General features: G+C 45.8%; 17 protein-coding genes. 16 read left to right on the forward strand and 1 reads right to left on the reverse strand.

Annotated elements, in window-relative coordinates; translation table 11 throughout:
- Window positions 1–47: 47 nt before the first annotated feature.
- From ACP7FG_RS06385 to ACP7FG_RS06400, 4 genes are read left to right on the forward strand one after another with little or no spacing between them, the layout of a single operon-like run.
- A complete protein-coding gene (locus ACP7FG_RS06385) occupies window positions 48–1877 on the forward strand; it encodes a cation:proton antiporter (RefSeq protein WP_054486894.1) in 1830 nt (609 codons plus the stop codon).
- Entirely contained in the window at window positions 1840–3090 is a 1251-nt protein-coding gene (locus ACP7FG_RS06390) for a PqiA/YebS family transporter subunit (RefSeq protein ID WP_278358332.1), read from the forward strand. The genes ACP7FG_RS06385 and ACP7FG_RS06390 overlap by 38 nt, the downstream gene beginning before the upstream one ends.
- Entirely contained in the window at window positions 3087–4727 is a 1641-nt protein-coding gene (gene pqiB, locus ACP7FG_RS06395; protein ID WP_439225884.1) for an intermembrane transport protein PqiB, read from the forward strand. Before ACP7FG_RS06390 ends, pqiB begins: the two co-directional genes overlap by 4 nt.
- Complete coding sequence (locus tag ACP7FG_RS06400; protein ID WP_224797981.1) at window positions 4720–5271, forward strand: PqiC family protein; 552 nt, start codon at window positions 4720–4722, stop codon at window positions 5269–5271. The genes pqiB and ACP7FG_RS06400 overlap by 8 nt, the downstream gene beginning before the upstream one ends.
- Here the strand turns inward: ACP7FG_RS06400 and ACP7FG_RS06405 are convergent.
- Window positions 5268–6578 carry a capsule assembly Wzi family protein gene (locus tag ACP7FG_RS06405; RefSeq protein ID WP_439225886.1) on the reverse strand — a complete coding sequence of 437 codons (1311 nt, stop codon included), beginning with the start codon at window positions 6576–6578 and terminating at the stop codon, window positions 5268–5270. The two genes, ACP7FG_RS06400 and ACP7FG_RS06405, sit on opposite strands and share 4 nt — an antisense overlap.
- 116 nt (window positions 6579–6694) lie before the next feature.
- Here ACP7FG_RS06405 and ACP7FG_RS06410 point away from each other — a divergent pair, with 116 nt between their 5' ends.
- The 12 genes from ACP7FG_RS06410 (at window position 6695) to ACP7FG_RS06465 (ending at window position 18295) form a co-directional block, all read left to right on the forward strand.
- Complete coding sequence (locus ACP7FG_RS06410) at window positions 6695–7171, forward strand: hypothetical protein (RefSeq protein ID WP_439225887.1); 477 nt, start codon at window positions 6695–6697, stop codon at window positions 7169–7171.
- Between the two features lie 116 nt (window positions 7172–7287).
- Window positions 7288–7608 carry a BolA family protein gene (locus ACP7FG_RS06415; RefSeq protein ID WP_054486905.1) on the forward strand — a complete coding sequence of 107 codons (321 nt, stop codon included), beginning with the start codon at window positions 7288–7290 and terminating at the stop codon, window positions 7606–7608.
- A gap of 84 nt (window positions 7609–7692) precedes the next feature.
- Window positions 7693–8871: an enoyl-ACP reductase FabV gene (fabV, locus tag ACP7FG_RS06420; RefSeq protein ID WP_439225888.1), complete on the forward strand. Its 1179-nt coding sequence runs from the start codon at window positions 7693–7695 to the stop codon at window positions 8869–8871.
- A 175-nt stretch (window positions 8872–9046) separates the two neighbouring features.
- Window positions 9047–10387: a Na(+)-translocating NADH-quinone reductase subunit A gene (locus ACP7FG_RS06425; protein ID WP_199494592.1), complete on the forward strand. Its 1341-nt coding sequence runs from the start codon at window positions 9047–9049 to the stop codon at window positions 10385–10387.
- A 3-nt stretch (window positions 10388–10390) separates the two neighbouring features.
- Window positions 10391–11593, forward strand: coding sequence for an NADH:ubiquinone reductase (Na(+)-transporting) subunit B (locus ACP7FG_RS06430; protein ID WP_199494593.1), 1203 nt, complete (start codon window positions 10391–10393; stop codon window positions 11591–11593).
- Entirely contained in the window at window positions 11586–12362 is a 777-nt protein-coding gene (locus ACP7FG_RS06435; RefSeq protein WP_439225890.1) for a Na(+)-translocating NADH-quinone reductase subunit C, read from the forward strand. Before ACP7FG_RS06430 ends, ACP7FG_RS06435 begins: the two co-directional genes overlap by 8 nt.
- Complete coding sequence (locus tag ACP7FG_RS06440; protein WP_224797983.1) at window positions 12355–12987, forward strand: NADH:ubiquinone reductase (Na(+)-transporting) subunit D; 633 nt, start codon at window positions 12355–12357, stop codon at window positions 12985–12987. Before ACP7FG_RS06435 ends, ACP7FG_RS06440 begins: the two co-directional genes overlap by 8 nt.
- A gap of 5 nt (window positions 12988–12992) precedes the next feature.
- Window positions 12993–13601, forward strand: coding sequence for an NADH:ubiquinone reductase (Na(+)-transporting) subunit E (gene nqrE / locus ACP7FG_RS06445; RefSeq protein WP_224797984.1), 609 nt, complete (start codon window positions 12993–12995; stop codon window positions 13599–13601).
- Between the two features lie 37 nt (window positions 13602–13638).
- Complete coding sequence (nqrF, locus tag ACP7FG_RS06450) at window positions 13639–14865, forward strand: NADH:ubiquinone reductase (Na(+)-transporting) subunit F (protein WP_054486917.1); 1227 nt, start codon at window positions 13639–13641, stop codon at window positions 14863–14865.
- A gap of 3 nt (window positions 14866–14868) precedes the next feature.
- A complete protein-coding gene (locus ACP7FG_RS06455) occupies window positions 14869–15900 on the forward strand; it encodes an FAD:protein FMN transferase (protein ID WP_224797985.1) in 1032 nt (343 codons plus the stop codon).
- A gap of 8 nt (window positions 15901–15908) precedes the next feature.
- Window positions 15909–16121 carry a (Na+)-NQR maturation NqrM gene (gene nqrM, locus ACP7FG_RS06460; protein WP_199494595.1) on the forward strand — a complete coding sequence of 71 codons (213 nt, stop codon included), beginning with the start codon at window positions 15909–15911 and terminating at the stop codon, window positions 16119–16121.
- A gap of 56 nt (window positions 16122–16177) precedes the next feature.
- Window positions 16178–18295 (forward strand): aminotransferase class V-fold PLP-dependent enzyme, encoded by a 2118-nt coding sequence (locus tag ACP7FG_RS06465; RefSeq protein WP_224797986.1) that lies wholly within the window; start codon window positions 16178–16180, stop codon window positions 18293–18295.

Below are 18295 nucleotides of genomic sequence, written 5' to 3' on the forward strand. Positions count from 1 at the left end.
ATTAGCTTCTGCTATTCTAAAAATGACTTACTTTCAGCGGAGAATTTATGTCTGACTTATCATTGCTTGCCCTGATTGGTGTGCTGTCCATTTGTTGTCAGTGGTTAGCGTGGCGCATTAAGCTGCCGGCAATACTGCCTTTGCTTATTTGTGGCTTATTGCTGGGGCCCACTCTGGGGTTATTGGAGCCGGATGCGCTATTTGAAGATTTGCTCTTTCCTTTTGTCTCTCTGGCGGTAGCCGTTATTTTGTTTGAAGGCAGTCTCACGCTGAAGTTTGAAGAAATTCGCGGGCATGGCCGAATGGTAACCAACCTGGTCAGTATTGGTATGTTGGTTACTTTCGTCGTCATTGCAGTTTTGACGCATTTCATTATGGGTTATGGCTGGGAAATTTCGGCGTTATTTGGTGCGTTAGTTGTGGTAACAGGCCCCACAGTTATTCAGCCAATGATACGCTCTATTCGGCCTATCAATAAGCTCGCTAATATTTTGCGCTGGGAAGGGATTATTATTGACCCGCTCGGTGCCTTGCTGGCGGTATTGGTGTATGAATTTATTATCGCCAGTCAGGACGTTGCTTTCCTACATGCGCTTCAGGCGTTCGCGACAACTGTTGCTCTTGGTTTTGCTTTAGGTTGGGGAGCTGCTCGCTTGTTAGGTCTTGCACTGGGCAGAGGTTGGTTCCCGCATTACTTACAGAATGTTGCAACGCTCACTATCGTATTGGGTGTTTTCGCTCTGTCGAATGCCATACAGCATGAATCCGGTCTATTAACCGTTACGGTTATGGGTATGGTTATGGCCAATACCCGTAATCTGAATATGGAAGAAATACTGGAGTTTAAAGAAACACTCAGTGTATTGCTGATTTCTGCTCTGTTCATTATTTTGGCTGCACGACTAGATTTCGCTGAATTTGATGCGCTGGGAATGCCCGCGGTTATTCTGCTGGCCATTATTTTGTTTGCAGTAAGACCTTTAGCCGTATGGCTTTCAGCTATAGGAACCGAGCTAAGGTTCAAAGATAAGGTTTTATTATCCTGGATTGCGCCCAGAGGTATTGTCGCGGCCGCTGTTTCGGCGTTATTCGCTTTAAAGATGGAAGAGTCCGGCTGGACTGAAGCCGCGGCGGTTGTTCCTTTAGTTTTCCTGGTAATAATGACAACGGTTGTCTTACAAAGCTTAACGGCGAAGCCATTAGCCCGAATGTTGGGCTTATTAGAGCCCTCAGCCAAAGGTTTTTTGATTTTTGGGGCCAACCAAATGGCGCGGGCAGTTGCCAAAAGTTTACAGGAGAGCGGTATTCCTGTGCGCCTGGCAGACACCAACTGGGAGAATATTAAGCTGGCCCGTATGGACAATTTACCGGTGTATTTTGGTAACCCTGCCTCGGAGCATGCTGCCAATAATATTGATTTGACCGGCCTTGGAAGGCTATTAGTCATGTCTCCCTATAAACAACTTAACCCGCTTGTATCAATGTACTACCAGGACTGGTTTGGCTCTAAGAAAGTGCATGGGCTGAATGGCGGTGAGCAGGATTATCGTGCCAGCCATCAGCTAACGGAAAGCTACCGAAAGACACTCAACTTATTTGGCGAAAGTGTTACCTATTCGAAACTTGCCAGCCTTAACTTTAAAGGGGCGAAAATTAAGTCTACGCCCATTACCGATAGCTTCAGTTTCGCTGATTATCAACAGAAATATGGGACAAGAGCGTTACCGATGTTTGCGCTGGATGACGCAGAAAAGGTTTATATTTTTACCACGGAGCGTGAGTTGATTCCTCAGCCAGGGTGGACTGTAATTGCCATGATTTCAGCGGAGCCTGAAGAAAATGATAGCGAAAAAGGCGGCGAAAAGGGAACAGACTGACGTTGTTGGCTGCCCTCAGTGTGACTGGGTAAGCCAACGAACCGAGCTTTCAAAACGTGAGCATGCTGAGTGCCCACGTTGTGGGTATTTCCTGGAAGGTGCGGCTACCAGGCATCACACCCTGGTGGCTATAGCGGCAGCAGCTTTAGTCTTACTGCTGGCGAGCTTACAGGTCAACTTTATCAGCTATTCGGTCACCGGCTCTGAGCAATCGATGACGTTGATGGATGCAGCCTGGCAGCTTTCCTTTTTTCACGAAAAAGTATTGGCCGTTTTAGTCCTTTTGACTGTTATTCTAATTCCCGTTTTGTACCTTGTTAGCCTTATATGGGTGTACAGCCAGATCCATAATTCGGGCAGTAACCGATTAAACCGATACTTCCTGCGTTTAATGGAGCATTTGAAACCCTGGCTAATGACTGATGTTTTTTTACTCGGGACTCTGGTGTCATTGGTGAAAATATCGGGTCTGGCAGAGGTTCGTTTACTTGAGGGGTTTTGGGGCTTCAGTGTTTTTGTCGTTCTACTATTGTATGTGTACGAGCGAGCTAAACGTACACCGATATGGGACTACTATATGGCGGCATCCCGACCCAATATACATGTGCAAGCTGGAATGACAGCAAATGAGCAGGATTTGCAGACCTGCCCACTTTGCCATGCCTTAAACGCTAAAGACGCCGATAAATGTTACCAATGCACCGAGCCGCAGAAAACAGCGTGGTGGCGGAAGCCGGGGACAACTTTGGCATTAATTTTTGCTGGCGCTATTATGCTAATTCCAGCGCACTGGCTGCCGGTAATGGAAACGGTACGGTTTGGCAACGAGCAGCCTGCAACCATTATTGGCGGGGTTACTGAATTATGGCAGGCCGGCGATAGGCCTGTAGCTGTAATTATTTTTGTCGCCAGCCTGGTTATTCCGGTCGCGAAAGTTTTAACACTGGCTGTGTTGTTGCTACTGGCTCAAAGGCAAACGCCGGCCATTGTCCAGAATCGCTTATTATTGTTTAAAGTAACCGACTGGATAGGACGTTGGTCAATGATTGATATTTTCGTTGTAGCAATACTGGTCGCCTTAGTTCGGGGTGGGACTGTTATGTCGGTATACCCTGGCAGTGCTGCAGTGTCCTTTGCAGCTGCTGTTGTTCTTACTATGCTTGCAGCTATGAGTTTTGATACGCGCTTATTCTGGCGAGAGGCACATAAATGACTGAAAATTCGACAACCCGGGTTCGTAAATCCGTAGGTATTTCTCCGGTCTGGATTGTGCCATTGCTGGCGCTTCTGGTCGCACTTTGGATGGTTTGGCAGGATACCCGTGGGGCAGGCCCTACCATTACTATTGAAGTTGCGGACGCTGAAGGTCTTGAAGCCGGAAAAACTCAGGTGCGGGTTCGTAATGTCGACGTTGGGCAGGTTACTGAGGTTCGGTTATCTGATGACTTCTCTTCGGCAGTGGCTGAAGTCGCTATGAATGAGGGAACCGAAAGAATGCTTAATGCCGATACGCGCATTTGGGTGGTTAAACCCAGAATTGGACGGCAGGGCGTCAGCGGTTTGGGAACCTTGCTTTCTGGTGCTTATATTCGATTGCAGCCAGGAGATTCAAAAGATCAACAATTTCACTTTAAAGCATTAGAGCAGCCCCCGGTAACGCCTCAGGAAACACCGGGACGCCGTTTAACCCTAACAAGCGAAGGGCAAACAAGCGTTACTGTAGGGGACTCAGTTCAGTACCAGGGGTTTACCGTTGGCCAAGTTGAACAAGCTGAGTTTTTAGTAGATGAGCGAGAAACACGTTACCAAATTTTTGTAAAAGCGCCGTACGACGAGTTAGTTACTCAAAATACACGGTTCTGGTTGCAGCGTGGGGTATCTATTCAATGGAACTCCCAGGGGCTGGACTTAGCACTTGGCTCGTTAGAGTCGCTGTTGGGTGCCAGCGTAACTTTTGGTGTGCCTGAGGGACAGCCCAGGGGGGATAAGCTGACAGGCGAGCAGAATTTTGAGTTGTTTGAAAGCCTTGAGGAAGCAAAGCAGCAAGGCTATATCCATGGTATTGACTACGTTGTACTGTTAAATGAGTCCGTTTCCGGACTGGATAAAGGTGCCCCGGTACAATTTAAAGGGGTACGTGTTGGAACGGTCAGAGAAGTCCCTTTGCGCTGGTTCCCGGACGAGAGTGAAGAAGCGCCTTTAAAGCGTATTCCGATACTGATTCGATTTGAGCCTGAGCGTTTAAGAGGCTTGGTCGCAAATACCGATATTGAAAATTGGAAAGATCGCTTACCGGACTTATTCGAACAAGGATTAAGAGCGAATATCAGGGCGTCAAACCTGCTAACAAATACGTTATTTGTTGATGTCAGGTTTTACCCGAATGCACAACAAGCTGATGTTGCGGAGACTTTTGCCGGGCATCCGGTCATGCCGGCTATGGCCAGTGACTTCACACGGTTAGAAGAAAAGCTGACGGAACTGATGGATAAGTTTAATGCACTTCCTCTTGAGCAAGGGTTGAGTGACTTTTCAGGAGCAATGCAGTCGGTTGATGAAACCGCACAGAAGCTGGAAAGCGTTTCTGATAGTCTGACTAGCATTGTCGAGCAGCCTCAGGTGCAACAGCTGCCAGAGTTATTGCAACAAAACTTGATTCAGTTGAAAGAGCTAACGGGCAGCGTTAGTGAAGGGTCTCCAACCCGGCAGCAACTCAACCAGACATTAAATGAAATTGAACAGCTTTCACGTGAGTTAAAGCCTGTTATTGAACTGTTGCAGGAACAACCGAATTCACTTATTTTCAGCCCATCTGTTGAGCCTGATCCGGAGCCAAAAGCCTATGAATAATGGATTTATTGTCAGAGTAATAAAATTGGTTGGTCTGACCGCTATAGGGGTCTTAATAACGGGGTGCTCTTCTAACTCATATGAAGTGACTCAATACCGGCTGCCTCATCTGAGCCAGTCAGCGGAGGCGCTTTGCCTGGCAAATAAACGTCCGGTTTTTGTAGGTGATTCTGCGTCAAAACCAGGTTTGCAGCTCCAGCAAGATGAAACTCGTTGGCATAGTGCTCGTCAGCATCGATGGAGTACGCCCTTAGCTCACCAGCTGCAACGCAGTGCTCAGAGATTATTGCTTACTGACGATTGCGCCGGGAAGTTAACCATTTGGGTTGACGATTTTTACGGAAGCAATGACTCAAGAGCTGTTGTCGCCGGGCATTGGCAATATCAAAGTGCTGATGCTCAAATTGTTCTTGAGGGAGCTTTTACCGAGAAAGTTCCGCTGAGAAACGATGGTTACCCGGCGTTGGTTAACGCACTCGATACGGCATGGCTGAATGTGATGGACACGATTAGCCTGGGTGTTGGCGATAAAGTGGCGCGTTAGAAGCGCCACTCACCACTTATTTGTATACCGACTTCGTTGTCGTAACTGCTGCTATCAATATATTGCAGCGAAAGTTTAATCAACCCTGAAAATGCCGGTTCTGTTCTTCTCAGCAGAGCTCTCGATAAGGTTTCATCGTTTTTCTTTTTACTGTGGCTCAGTAATGCCGTCCAGGCCGAGCCGTCAGCAGAAAACTGACGATAACTTGTCGATACGGTCTGACTTTGGCGTGGGAATGGAGATCCGGGATTACGTTGGTGATGTAAAAAGTACTGTTTTTGGTTTTCATCTAACGAGTAAAAGTCATGCTCTGTTCCGCCATCAAGTTGACTGTATTCAACAGTCACGCTGTGGCGACGCTCAGTTGAGCCGGTCATCCATTGCGCACCCAGGGTATATGCAGGTTTGTCATCGGCCTCCAGTTTACGGTCAATGCCAAGTTCAGCGTAAGCTGAAAACTGATGTGCTCCCCAGTCAAAACCCGTTCGGGCATCGGCTGTTAACATACGGTTATCCGGCCGGTTATCAGCACTTTGCTCAATAGCACTGATTCCAAACCACAAATGCTGAAATAACTGACTGGAAAAGCGGATACCGTTGACCTGATAGTAATCACTGTAACCATCATCCTGATAAGCACTAAACAAGCTAATTTTAAAAGGATTCATACCCGCAGGAGGGTAGTCCGGAGCATAGTCGATTCGAATTTTAGGCATAGGACGTGCGTTATTTGAAAAAAGCAGACTGCTATGTTCTGCCGGCCCCCAGCGCAAAGGTAGAGAATCCAGGCTGAAACTCCAGTCATTGAGGTTATAAGCCAGGTAACTGCCATCTAATGTTTTCTTATGGTCACCTTCGAAAGGGTCCTGCCGGTAGTTTACCTGAATTCTTGCTGCCCAGTTGGTACCGTGCATACTTCTGCTTAAACTGACTTTACCTTCTTCATAAATATCATCACCGTAGTCCTGAACGACTTGCTCACTGTCCGTTGCACCAATGTACCAACGTGTTTTAGGGCCTGTCTGAGCTTGCGAAAGTTGATGGCGTACATGCCTTAGAGCCAGTTGTTGTGTTGTGCTTAGCTCTTTTATTTCAAGCGCATCGAGCTCGGGTAAAAAGCTTTTCCAGGTAACCGGAAATTGTTGTATCGGGGTTTTAATCAGTCCAGACTCCGCCAAAACTGTCAGGCTATTTCGTAATTCGACATCATTAGCTTCAATCCAGACGGAACTGACAGCTACAGGAGTAAGAAGTAAGCTAAAACTACCGATTATGAGCGTATTGCGAATAAATGAGTTGGATGACATGAAACTGATTTGAATCCCTATGACAAATTGCATTCTATATTGCCAGAAATTTTAACACTAAGACAACGGTTTATCTGAGCTTTTCAGTTATAATTTGAAGCTCCGGAGGTTTGGTTATGACTTTTAAAAATATTTTGTTTTGCGTGCTGTTCTTGCCGCTGCTGATTGGTTGTAGCCAGGAACAGTCAACAGGTTTGCGCAGTGCGGAAGTAAAAGCACTGGATGAAAGTATGTTACCAGATGAGCACTGGCAACTGAGTAAGGCGACAATTGAGGTTAGTTTTTGTCGGGATCGTGTTAATGAATCGTTGTTGGGATCAAAGTCTGAATTAAGAGGCTGGCGCTTGTCAGGCGAAAGCACAGCCTTTCCTCCTTATAGGAAAGAGGGCTTAAAGGCATTGGCAAAACTGTTTGAGGAAGCGGATATATTGCTATGGCAGATAGAAGGAAATGTGAGCGCTCAGCGTTACCACATTGTAAAACCTTCCGGAGATTCCAGGGGGAGCGTTGCTGATGCCGTTTTCCCCGCGGTCGTAACCTTATCTTCCATTCCAGAGGTTTGTTATGTGGCTGTGGATGACTCTGAATATTAAGAAAACTTTATTTATTGAAAATTCGTAGAGTTAGGTTGTTATTCGTAAAAATTTTCTGCGGTTCGACAGAACTCAACTAAACTTGTTACTTAAGGCGAACGCAGAGGGGATCAGTTATGTCTATCGGGTTAATTATTGAGAATAAATTGAGAGAAGCGTTCACACCAGTTCATCTGGAAGTGGAAGATGAAAGCTATATGCATTCAACCGGTGCTAATGCTGAGTCTCACTTTAAAGTGACTCTGGTAACGCCAAAATTCAGCGGGGAAAGGTTAATTAACCGACACCGCGCGGTGAATAAAATTTTAGCAGACGAATTGATGAACCATATTCACGCTTTGGCTTTGCACACCTACACGCAAGGCGAATGGGAGCAGCTAGGTGAATCTAGGCGCTCACCAAATTGCCTCGGTGGGTCAAAAATAGCGACAAATTAAGAAAAAATACGCATGTCTGATGTGTTCCTGCGTTCGCATTGGTTACAATAGCCAAAATAATGCGAACAACAGGGATACATCATTATGATCATTAAGCCAAAAATTCGCGGTTTTATCTGTACTAATGCTCACCCGGTGGGTTGTGCTGAAAACGTTAAACGTCAAATCGAATTTGTCCGTAACCAACCTCCTATTTCCAATGGCCCTAAAAATGTTTTAGTCATAGGCTGTTCAACAGGTTACGGGCTTGCGTCAAGAATTACCGCTGCGTTCGGCAGTGACGCCCATACACTGGGTGTGTGTTTTGAGAAAGAACCCACTGAAAAGAGAACAGCAACAGCAGGCTGGTACAATACCGCGGCTTTTCATCAGCAAGCGGATAAAGCCGGCTTAGCTTTCCATTCTATTAATGGCGATGCTTTTTCTGACGAAATTAAGCAGGAAAGTCTCGATTACATTAAACAAAACATGGGTAAAATAGACCTCGTGGTTTATAGCTTGGCGTCACCTAAGCGTAAAGACCCCGAAAGCGGCGAAGTCTATAGCTCCGTATTAAAGCCAATTGGCAAACAGTACACCACCAAAACTTACAACACCGATAAAGATCAGGTGCATGATGTGACGCTTGATCCTGCGACAGATGACGATATCGCGAATACCGTTAAGGTAATGGGTGGTGAAGACTGGGAACGTTGGATTAAAGCCTTGCACGACGCCGATGTGTTAGCTAAAGACTGTCAAACAACGGCTTACACCTATATTGGTAAAAAGCTGACGCTTCCAATTTATGGTCATGCGACTATCGGCCGGGCTAAAGAAGATCTTGACCGTGCTGCTTCAGAGCTGGTTTCTGAACACGATGACCTAAACCTGAAAGCTTATGTCTCCTCATTGAAGGCACTTGTTACTCAGGCAAGTTCTGCTATTCCGGTAATGCCTCTTTATATCTCTTTAATTTATAAAGTAATGAAAGAAGAGGGCACGCACGAAGGCTGCATTGAACAAATTTATCGACTATTCACAGAAGGTCTTTATAACAGCAACCCAGAGTTAGATGATGCTGGCCGCCTGCATATGGATGGTTATGAAACCAACGATAAAACTCAGGCTAAGGTCGAGGCGCTTTGGGAACAGGTAACGCAGGACAATTTCCATCAACTTGCTGATTATGAAGGCTACCATCAGGACTTCTTACATTTATTCGGTTTTGGCTTCGATAATGTTGATTACGATGCTGATATTGATCCAAAAGTAAACTGGTAAGCGTTGTGGGAAAAATGCTAAAATCCCACCGATAAGTGTGGAAAATATTTCAGGTTGCCGATAACAAGCACCCCTGGAGGGGGCTGCTTGTGTCGGTAACTATTTGATTATTCAGGTTTCCAGTCTTAGTGACTGGTTGTGATGAATCTTCCCTTAACGAGTAGTGCAAACGCATATGATTACGATCAAGAAAGGGCTGGACATCCCTATCAAAGGGGCGCCCCAGCAAAAACTATCCGACGGTAAGGCTGTGACGACGGTCGCTACCCTAGGTGAAGAGTACGTGGGTATGCGCCCAACCATGCACGTGAAAGTCGGTGATCAAGTAAAAAAAGGTCAGTTGATTTTCGAGGATAAGAAAAACCCTGGTGTCAAATACACAGCCCCTGGCGCTGGTGTAGTTAAAGACATTCTGCGTGGTGAGCGTCGAGTACTGCAGGCCGTTGTTATCGAATTGGAAGGTGATGATAAAGTCACTTTTGATAAGTTTGATAGCGATAAACTTAACTCATTAGGTCGTGAAAAAGTTCAGGACATTTTGGTTGAGTCGGGTCAGTGGACTGCGCTTCGCACCCGTCCTTATAGTAAGACTCCGGCATTAGACGCAGAAGCAAGCGCTATCTTCGTTAATGCAATGGACACCAACCCACTAACGGGTGACCCGACTTTATTTATCAATGAAGAAAAACAGGCTTTTATTGATGGTTTGAACGTATTGTCAAACCTGACTGAAGGCAAGTTGTTCGTTTGTAAATCGGGTGATGCGGAAGTCGACACTGGCAACGCTGATGTCACTTTAGAGTCCTTTTCTGGTCCTCACCCTGCAGGTTTAGTTGGTACTCATATACATTTCTTGCAGCCTGCGAGCATTAAACGTCCTGTATGGCACATTGGTTATCAAGACGTCATTGCATACGGTAAATTATTTACCACAGGTGAAGTTTTTACTGACCGCGCAGTGGCAGTTGCTGGTGAAGGTGTTAAAGAACCTCGCTTGGTTCGTACCCGCTTAGGTGCAAACCTGCATGAGTTGACCGACGGTGAGCTTAATGGCGACAACTTGAGAATTATTTCAGGCTCAGTTTTGCATGGGCATACTGCAGATGATGATCATGCCTGGTTAGGTCGGTTCCATAATCAAGTCAGCGTAATTCCTGAAGGTAATTATAAAGAGTTCCTGGGCTGGATACGTCCTGGCTCCGATTTGCACTCGGTTACCCGCGCATACGCAGGACACTTCAATCCGAAAAAACTTTTCAGCATGACGACATCGCTGAATGGTTCTTCGCGTTCAATGGTACCTATTGGAAATTACGAACGAGTAATGCCACTAGATATTCTGCCAACATTGCTATTGCGTGATCTGCTATCAGGAGACACTGATGAAGGTCAGCAATTAGGTTGTCTGGAGTTGGACGAAGAAGATCTCGCATTGTGCACTTATGTTTGCCCTGGGAAATATGAATATGGCCCGGTGCTGCGTGACTGTCTCACTAAGATTGAGAAAGAAGGCTAACCCATGAGCTTGAAAGACACTCTCGAGCGTATTGAACCGCACTTCGAAGAAGGCGGTAAATACGAGAAGTGGTACGCGCTTTATGAAGCCGTAGCCACTGTTTTGTACACACCTGGTACCGTGACTAAGTCGGCTACGCACGTTCGTGACCGTATCGACCTTAAACGCATTATGATTTTGGTGTGGATGATGACCTTCCCGGCAATGTTCTGGGGTATGTATAACGTTGGTAACCAGGCTGCTATGGCCTTGGTTAATGGCTATGAACTCGCTGATATCTGGCAGGTTGGCTTGTTCCACCTGTTTGGTGGCGAGTTGGGGGCTGACTCCGGCTGGATAGCCAAAATGTGGTATGGCGCCTGTTTCTACCTGCCAATTTATGCGGTGACCTTTATTGTCGGTGGTTTCTGGGAAGTATTGTTTGCGTCAATTCGTAAGCACGAAGTTAACGAAGGTTTCTTTGTTACTTCGGTTTTATTCTCCCTGATTTTACCGGCAACAACGCCGCTATGGCAGGTTGCTCTGGGTATCACTTTTGGTGTCGTTATTGGTAAGGAAATTTTCGGTGGTACAGGCCGTAACTTCCTTAACCCGGCACTAACGGGTCGTGCATTTTTGTACTTTGCTTACCCTGCAAGCATGTCTGGTGACTCAATCTGGACCGCGGTTGATGGCTTCTCAGGTGCGACTAACCTGGGTAAAGCTGCTTTGGGTAATATGAATTATGGCGACACAGAGCTTTGGTGGGATGCGTTCTTAGGAAACATCCAGGGCTCAGTAGGTGAAGTTTCTACACTGCTAATTTTGATTGGCGGTTTAGCATTAATTTATTTCCGTATAGCCTCCTGGCGTATCGTGTTGGGTACTTTTGTCGGTATGGTTCTGTTCTCCGGATTATTGAACCTGATTGGCAGCGAAACTAACCCAATGTTCGCGATGCCTTGGTATTGGCACTTAGTATTGGGTGGTTTTGCCTTCGCGATGATGTTTATGGCAACGGACCCGGTTTCTGCGTCCTTTACTAATAAAGGGAAGTTCGCGTACGGCTTGTTGATTGGTTTTATGACGGTCATGATCCGTGTTATTAACCCGGCATTCCCGGAAGGCATCATGTTGGCCATTTTATTTGCTAACGTATTTGCACCGTTATTTGACCATTTTGTAGCACAGGCAAATATCAAACGGAGGTTAGCGCGTAATGGCTAAGAAAAATGAAAGTTTAGGCAAGACCGTTGGTGTCGTGCTAGCGCTTTGCCTGGTTTGTTCCATTGTTGTTTCTGGTGCTGCGATTGGTCTGAAGCCAATGCAGGAAAAGAACGCTGCTCTTGATATGCAGAAAAACGTTCTGGATGCTGCCGGTATTCTAAAAGCCGATACTGATATCGTTGAAACTTATAATCAGCGCATTGACACTATGGTTGTCAGCCTTGAAGATTTAAGTGTGAAAGATGATGTTGACCCCACATCGTTCAGTAATCGTAAAGCAGCTGGTGACCCTGAAACCAGCACTAAGCTTGAGAAAAAGAACGATCCTGCAGGCATCGGAACGCGTGAAAACTTAACACAAATATATTTTGTTAAGAGTGAATCTGGTGAAACAACAGGTCTGGTGCTGCATATACGTGGCCAAGGTTTGTGGGGAACCATGTACGGACTGCTGGCGTTAGAAGACGACTTTGACACCGTTAAAGGTGTTAATTTCTACGAGCACTCAGAAACGCCAGGATTAGGCGGCGAAATTACGAATCCTAACTGGGTTAAATCTTGGGAAGGTAAAGAAGTTTACGGTGAGGACGGTAACGTTCAGTTTGAAGTAGTAAAAGGTGGCGCTAGCGATGAGCACGAAGTTGATGCTTTATCTGGTGCAACTTTGACTAGTAATGGTGTGGAATACCTAATTCAATTCTGGATGGGCGAAAATGGTTACGGTCCATTACTCAAGAAACTTCGTGAGGGAGAGTTGAACAATGGCTAGTGTAAAAGAAATGAAGTCCGTTTTATTCGGACCGATATTTGCCAACAACCCCATCGCACTGCAGATTCTTGGTATCTGTTCTGCATTGGCTGTAACATCGAAAATGAGCAACACCCTGGTTATGTGTATTGCATTAACCGCGGTTGTCGCATGCTCAAACTTATTTATTTCGATTATCCGTAACCACATTCCGTCAAGCGTTCGTATCATTGTTCAAATGACGATTATTGCAAGTTTGGTAATTGTGGTAGACCAAGTACTCAAGGCATACGCTTACTCAATTTCTAAAGAGTTATCGGTGTTTGTTGGCTTGATCATTACTAACTGCATCGTTATGGGTCGCGCAGAAGCATACGCTATGAAGAGCACTCCGTTTATGTCGTTATTAGACGGTATTGGTAACGGTTTAGGTTACTCAGTGGTGCTGTTGGTTGTTGGCTTCATTCGTGAACTCTTTGGTTCAGGCAGCTTGTTTGATGTACAGATTTTACCTCTGGCATCACAAGGTGGTTGGTTCGAGCCGGTTGGCTTGTTACTGATGCCACCTAGTGCCTTCTTCATCATTGGCGGGTTTATTTGGGTACTGCGTACCTTCCGCACTGAACAAGTTGAACCTAAGGAGTAATGGTCATGGAAAACTATATCAACCTGTTCATCCGCGCGGTTTTCATTGAAAACCTGGCGTTGTCATTCTTCTTAGGTATGTGTACTTTTCTGGCAGTATCTAAGAAAGTTAAGACAGCATTCGGTCTGGGGGTTGCGGTTATTGTGGTCTTGGGTATTTCGGTACCGGTAAACAATATTATTTACCACAATATCTTAGCGCCCGGAGCCCTGGATTGGGCCGGTTTCCCTGATGCGGATCTAAGCTTTTTGAAGTTTTTGACCTTCATCGGTGTTATCGCGGCGTTGGTGCAAATTCTGGAAATGACGCTGGATAAATACGTGCCCGCACTTTACAACGCGCTGGGTATATTCCTGCCTTTGATAACCGTTAACTGCGCTATCTTCGGTGGCGTAGCCTTTATGGTCGAGCGTGACTATAACTTTGGTGAATCAGTCGTGTTCGGAATTGGCAGTGGTGTTGGCTGGGCTTTAGCAATTGTCGCTTTGGCTGCAGTACGCGAAAAACTGAAATATGCAGATGTACCTGATGGCTTACGTGGCTTAGGTATTACTTTTATTTCAGTGGGTCTGATTGGTTTGGGCTTTATGTCGTTCTCCGGCGTATCCTTATAACCAGTGTGTTGAATCGGTAAAAGAAAGGTACGAATCGATGCAAGAGATATATCTCGGTGTAGGGATGTTTACTGTCATCGTACTGGTTTTGGTTGCGATTATCATGTTCGCAAAATCAAAATTGGTACCTCAAGGTGATGTGGAAATCCTGATTAATGACGACGAAGACAAAAAGATCGTGACCCAACCTGGAACGAAACTTCTGGGTGCTTTGGCAAACGCAGGTATTTTCGTGTCATCTGCTTGTGGTGGTGGTGGTTCATGTGGCCAATGTCGCGTTACTGTTAAAGAGGGTGGCGGTGATATTCTGCCAACAGAGCTTGACCATATTACTAAGCGTGAGGCTCGCGAAGGCTGCCGTCTTTCATGTCAGGTTAACGTTAAACAGGACATGAAAATTGAATTACCAGAAGAAGTCTTCGGTATTCGTAAGTGGGACTGTACGGTTAAATCGAATGATAACGTAGCCACTTTCATTAAAGAATTCATTGTTCAGTTGCCGGAAGGCGAAGAAGTACCATTCCGTGCGGGCGGCTTTATTCAAATTGAAGCTCCGCCTCATCATGTGAAGTACAAAGACTTTGATATTTCTGAAGAATATCACGCTGACTGGGACCGTTTTGGTTTCTTTGATGTTGAGTCTAAAGTTGACGAAGAAGTTGTACGCGCTTACTCAATGGCGAACTATCCAGATGAGAAAGGCATTATTATGCTGAACGTTCGCATAGCAACGCCGCCGCCGAACGACTTAAGTCTGCCAGCGGGTAAAATGTCATCGTACATTTTTAGTCTGAAACCAGGCGATAAAGTCACTATTTCTGGTCCATTTGGCGAGTTCTTTGCTAAAGAGACAGAGGCAGAAATGGTCTTCGTTGGTGGTGGTGCTGGTATGGCGCCAATGCGCTCGCATCTTTTTGATCAACTGCGTCGCCTGAAAACTGATCGTAAGATTTCATTCTGGTACGGTGCACGTTCCAAGAAAGAAATGTTCTATGTTGAAGATTTCGATATGTTGGCTGAAGAGAACGACAACTTCGACTGGCATGTAGCCTTGTCTGACCCTCAGCCGGAAGATAACTGGGAAGGCGATACTGGCTTTATTCATAATGTTCTTTATGAGCGTTACCTTAAAGATCATGATGCGCCGGAAGACTGCGAGTTCTACATGTGTGGACCTCCGGTCATGAACGCTGCCGTTATCAATTTGTTGAAAGACTTAGGCGTCGAAGACGAGAACATTATGCTGGATGACTTTGGTGGTTAATCCATGATGTTCCTGAAAGTATCAAACGCTAAAATTTGGCTAGCCCTTATGGGGCTGGCCTTTTTAGTTTCTTGCTCAGATGCACCAGAAAAAATTGCATTTAGCGGCGAAACAATGGGAACAACTTACAGTGTTACGCTATACACTAAAGATCCCAGACACAATCAAGCAGAGATTAAGCGTAAAGTTGATATTGTGCTGGAACGTGTAAACGCCCAGATGTCGACTTACGACCCGAATTCTGAACTGTCTCAATTTAACCAATTTGAAAGTACTGAGCCGGTAGTTATTAGCCGTGAGCTTGAGCGAGTGGTGACTCGTGCTTTAGAAATAGCAGAGCAAACTGACGGTGCTCTCGATATAACGGTTGGGCCCTTAGTTAACCTTTGGGGGTTTGGTCCTCAGGCGAGGCCGGAAGAAGAGCTGTCTGAGGAAGAACTACAGACCGTTCGTGAAAAAACAGGTTACCAGAAGTTACGTGTTGAGAACCATCAACTGATCAAAGACAACCCCGAGATGTATGTCGATTTATCAACAATAGCAAAGGGCTATGGTGTTGACCGAGTTGGTCATTTACTCGATCAGCTACGGATAAAGCAGTATCTTGTGGAAATTGGAGGTGAAGTTCTTACCAAAGGCGGTAAGCCTGATGAAGCGTCCTGGCGGTTGGCTGTCGAAAAACCTGTTTCTACGGAACGAGCCGTGCAGCGTGTTGTCCAATTTAAAGACGGCGCGTTGGCAACATCCGGTGATTATCGAAACTACTTTGAAGAAAATGGGCGTCGCTATTCACATATTATTGATCCGGCGACAGGCTATCCAATAAAGCATAATTTAGTTTCGGTGTCAGTCTATGCGGACGATACGATGTCTGCTGATGCTTATGCGACTGCTTTATTGGTTATGGGAACCGATAAAGCAAAAGCATTTGCGCGGAAACAGAATTTAGCAGTCATGCTCATCTATAAAACGGAAGACGGTTTTAATGAGTATATCAGCGACGCATTCAAGCCGTTGTTGAGCGAGCAGGAGTAGGAGTTTTAATGCAAACCTTTATAATGGTATTCGCTTTGTTTGTAATCGTTGTACTGGCGATGGCCATTGGTTATATGGTGCAACGAAAAACAATTTCTGGTAGCTGTGGTGGTATCGGTGCATTAGGCATGGAAAAAGCCTGTGACTGTGACAACCCTTGCGAGAAACGCAAAGAGCGAATGAAGAAAGAAGAAGTCTGGAAGGAAAATCAGATTCATTGACCCTTTTAGTAAAAAAGGTTATAAACATATAACTTTTTGGTAAGTAGGAGGGTGGCATGAAACCAATCGATATTCAGACAAATGCAAATGAGCTTTATCTGGATTGTAACGCCACCACTCCCGTACTTCCTGAAATTATTGAAGCGGTATCCCATACCATGGAAACCGTTTTCGGTAACCCATCAAGTAGCCATATTACTGGCTTGAAAGCACGGTATATTCTGGATACTACCCGTCAGCTAGCGCGAAAGACTGTTGGTTTAACCTCCGGTCGGCTTATTTTTACCAGCGGAGCAACAGAAGGGATACAAACCGCGGTTGTTTCCTCAATATACGCCGCGATGCAAGCCGAGCCAGGCAATAGAAAAACGCTGTTACTCTACGGTGCTACTGAGCACAAAGCTGTGCCGCAGGCGCTGGAGCACTGGAATAAGCTTTTAGGGTTAAATGCGCAATTGGTTGCTATTCCTGTGAATAGACAGGGGGTGTTAGACACTCATTTTATTGCTCAGCACGTAAAAGATGCAGCAATGATATGTACCATGGCGGTAAATAATGAAACCGGAGTAGTGCAGGACCTTGAGCAACTAGAAAAGGTTATCCGTCAGCACAACCCGAATGTCCCCTGGATGGTCGACTGCGTTCAGGCATTAGGTAAGAAGGCGTTGAATTTGGATGATACCACTATTGATTATGCGCCTTTTAGTGGTCATAAATTGTATGGACCAAAAGGCATAGGATTTATGGCGGTCAGAGACGCAGCTCCTTATACACCGTTGATAATTGGTGGTGGGCAGGAGTCAGGGCAACGCTCAGGAACAGAGAATTTACCGGGAATTGCGGCGTTGAATGCGTTGTTTGAGTTAATGCAGGACGAGAGTAATAACCGTTTTCAGAGCGATGATACTCTGCAGAGTTACCGAAACCAGCTGGTTGATGCCCTAAGCACAGCTTTTCCTTCGATTGTATTTAATCATGATTTGGACATTTCAGTGCCGACCACACTGAACTTCTCGGTAGAAGGTGTCGCGTCTCGCGATATTATGGATGTTTTTGATGCCTGCCAGATAAGAGTGAGCTCGGGCTCGGCTTGTAGCTCAAAGGTGACAAAAAGCTTTGTGCTGGACGCTATGGGGCTAGAGGAATGGCGCAGTGGCTCTGCTATTCGGTTATCTTTTGGACCTGCCACTCAACAGGAAGAAATTAATGAAGCCTGTGTTCGAATCCAGCAGGCTGCGGATGCGTTAAGAAATTCCTGTCTGATTGTAGCGGATACAAACAACGATAATGACGCTCAACTCGATGGTGTTGTTCAACTCAAATACGATGATCACTGTTGTTATTTGATTATTGATCGCGAGGCGAGGGAAATTGCAGTCGTTGACCCACACCCAGCATTAGCTGGGCGAATTGAGAATATTGTCAGATGCCAGCATTACCGTGTGAAAGCTGTTGTCTGTTCAGCTGCAGATTCAGTAATGAGTCAGTCAATTGAGTTGCTGTTGCCAATACTTATACCGTCTCAGTCTATTGATGAATATGACGTATTCGGCTGGCCTAAAGCCGCTACCGGACTGTGTGACGTGGCTCCGGCTGAATGCGAAGACAGCGTTATAGGCTGTATTAGTATCGGTGAACGTAGGTTGTTCCGTGTCGGCACGCGTAATCCTGTTTATGTTCTGAGCGAATCGGCGACACTTAAAGCTTTGGTTCATTCTGACTTTTTATTTACTGGTGCGGAAGCGTCACCTCAAACTTACGAAAGTTTCATGAGTGAGAATACGCTTATTTGTCCCGGACGTGACCCTGAGCATCACCTTGTTTACACACCTTGTGAATTAAGTGGTGACTGTCGTGTTGACGATGGCGTTAATATTCCTATTGGGGATACCGACGAGTTTTGGCATCGAAAAGATCTTGTCATTGTTGATGTTCGGGAACGGCAAGAACACGTGTTAACGGACTTGCCCTGCTGTGCAGAGGTCATTAATGTCCCGCTTACCGAAGTTGCTCAGTTCATTCACAGCAACCCTCATTTGCGTGAGCGCGACATTATTTGTTTGTGTCGTTCAGGAAACAGAAGCCAGGTTGTGGCTAACGTATTGAAGCGACATGGTTTTAATAGCCGTCATTTATTAGGGGGCCTGGCTCTGCTTGGGGCCCCTGCCGCATAA

Origin of the sequence: Idiomarina sp. ST10R2A5, assembly GCF_051842325.1 — a bacterium.
GTDB classification, from domain to species: Bacteria; Pseudomonadota; Gammaproteobacteria; order Enterobacterales; family Alteromonadaceae; genus Idiomarina; species Idiomarina abyssalis.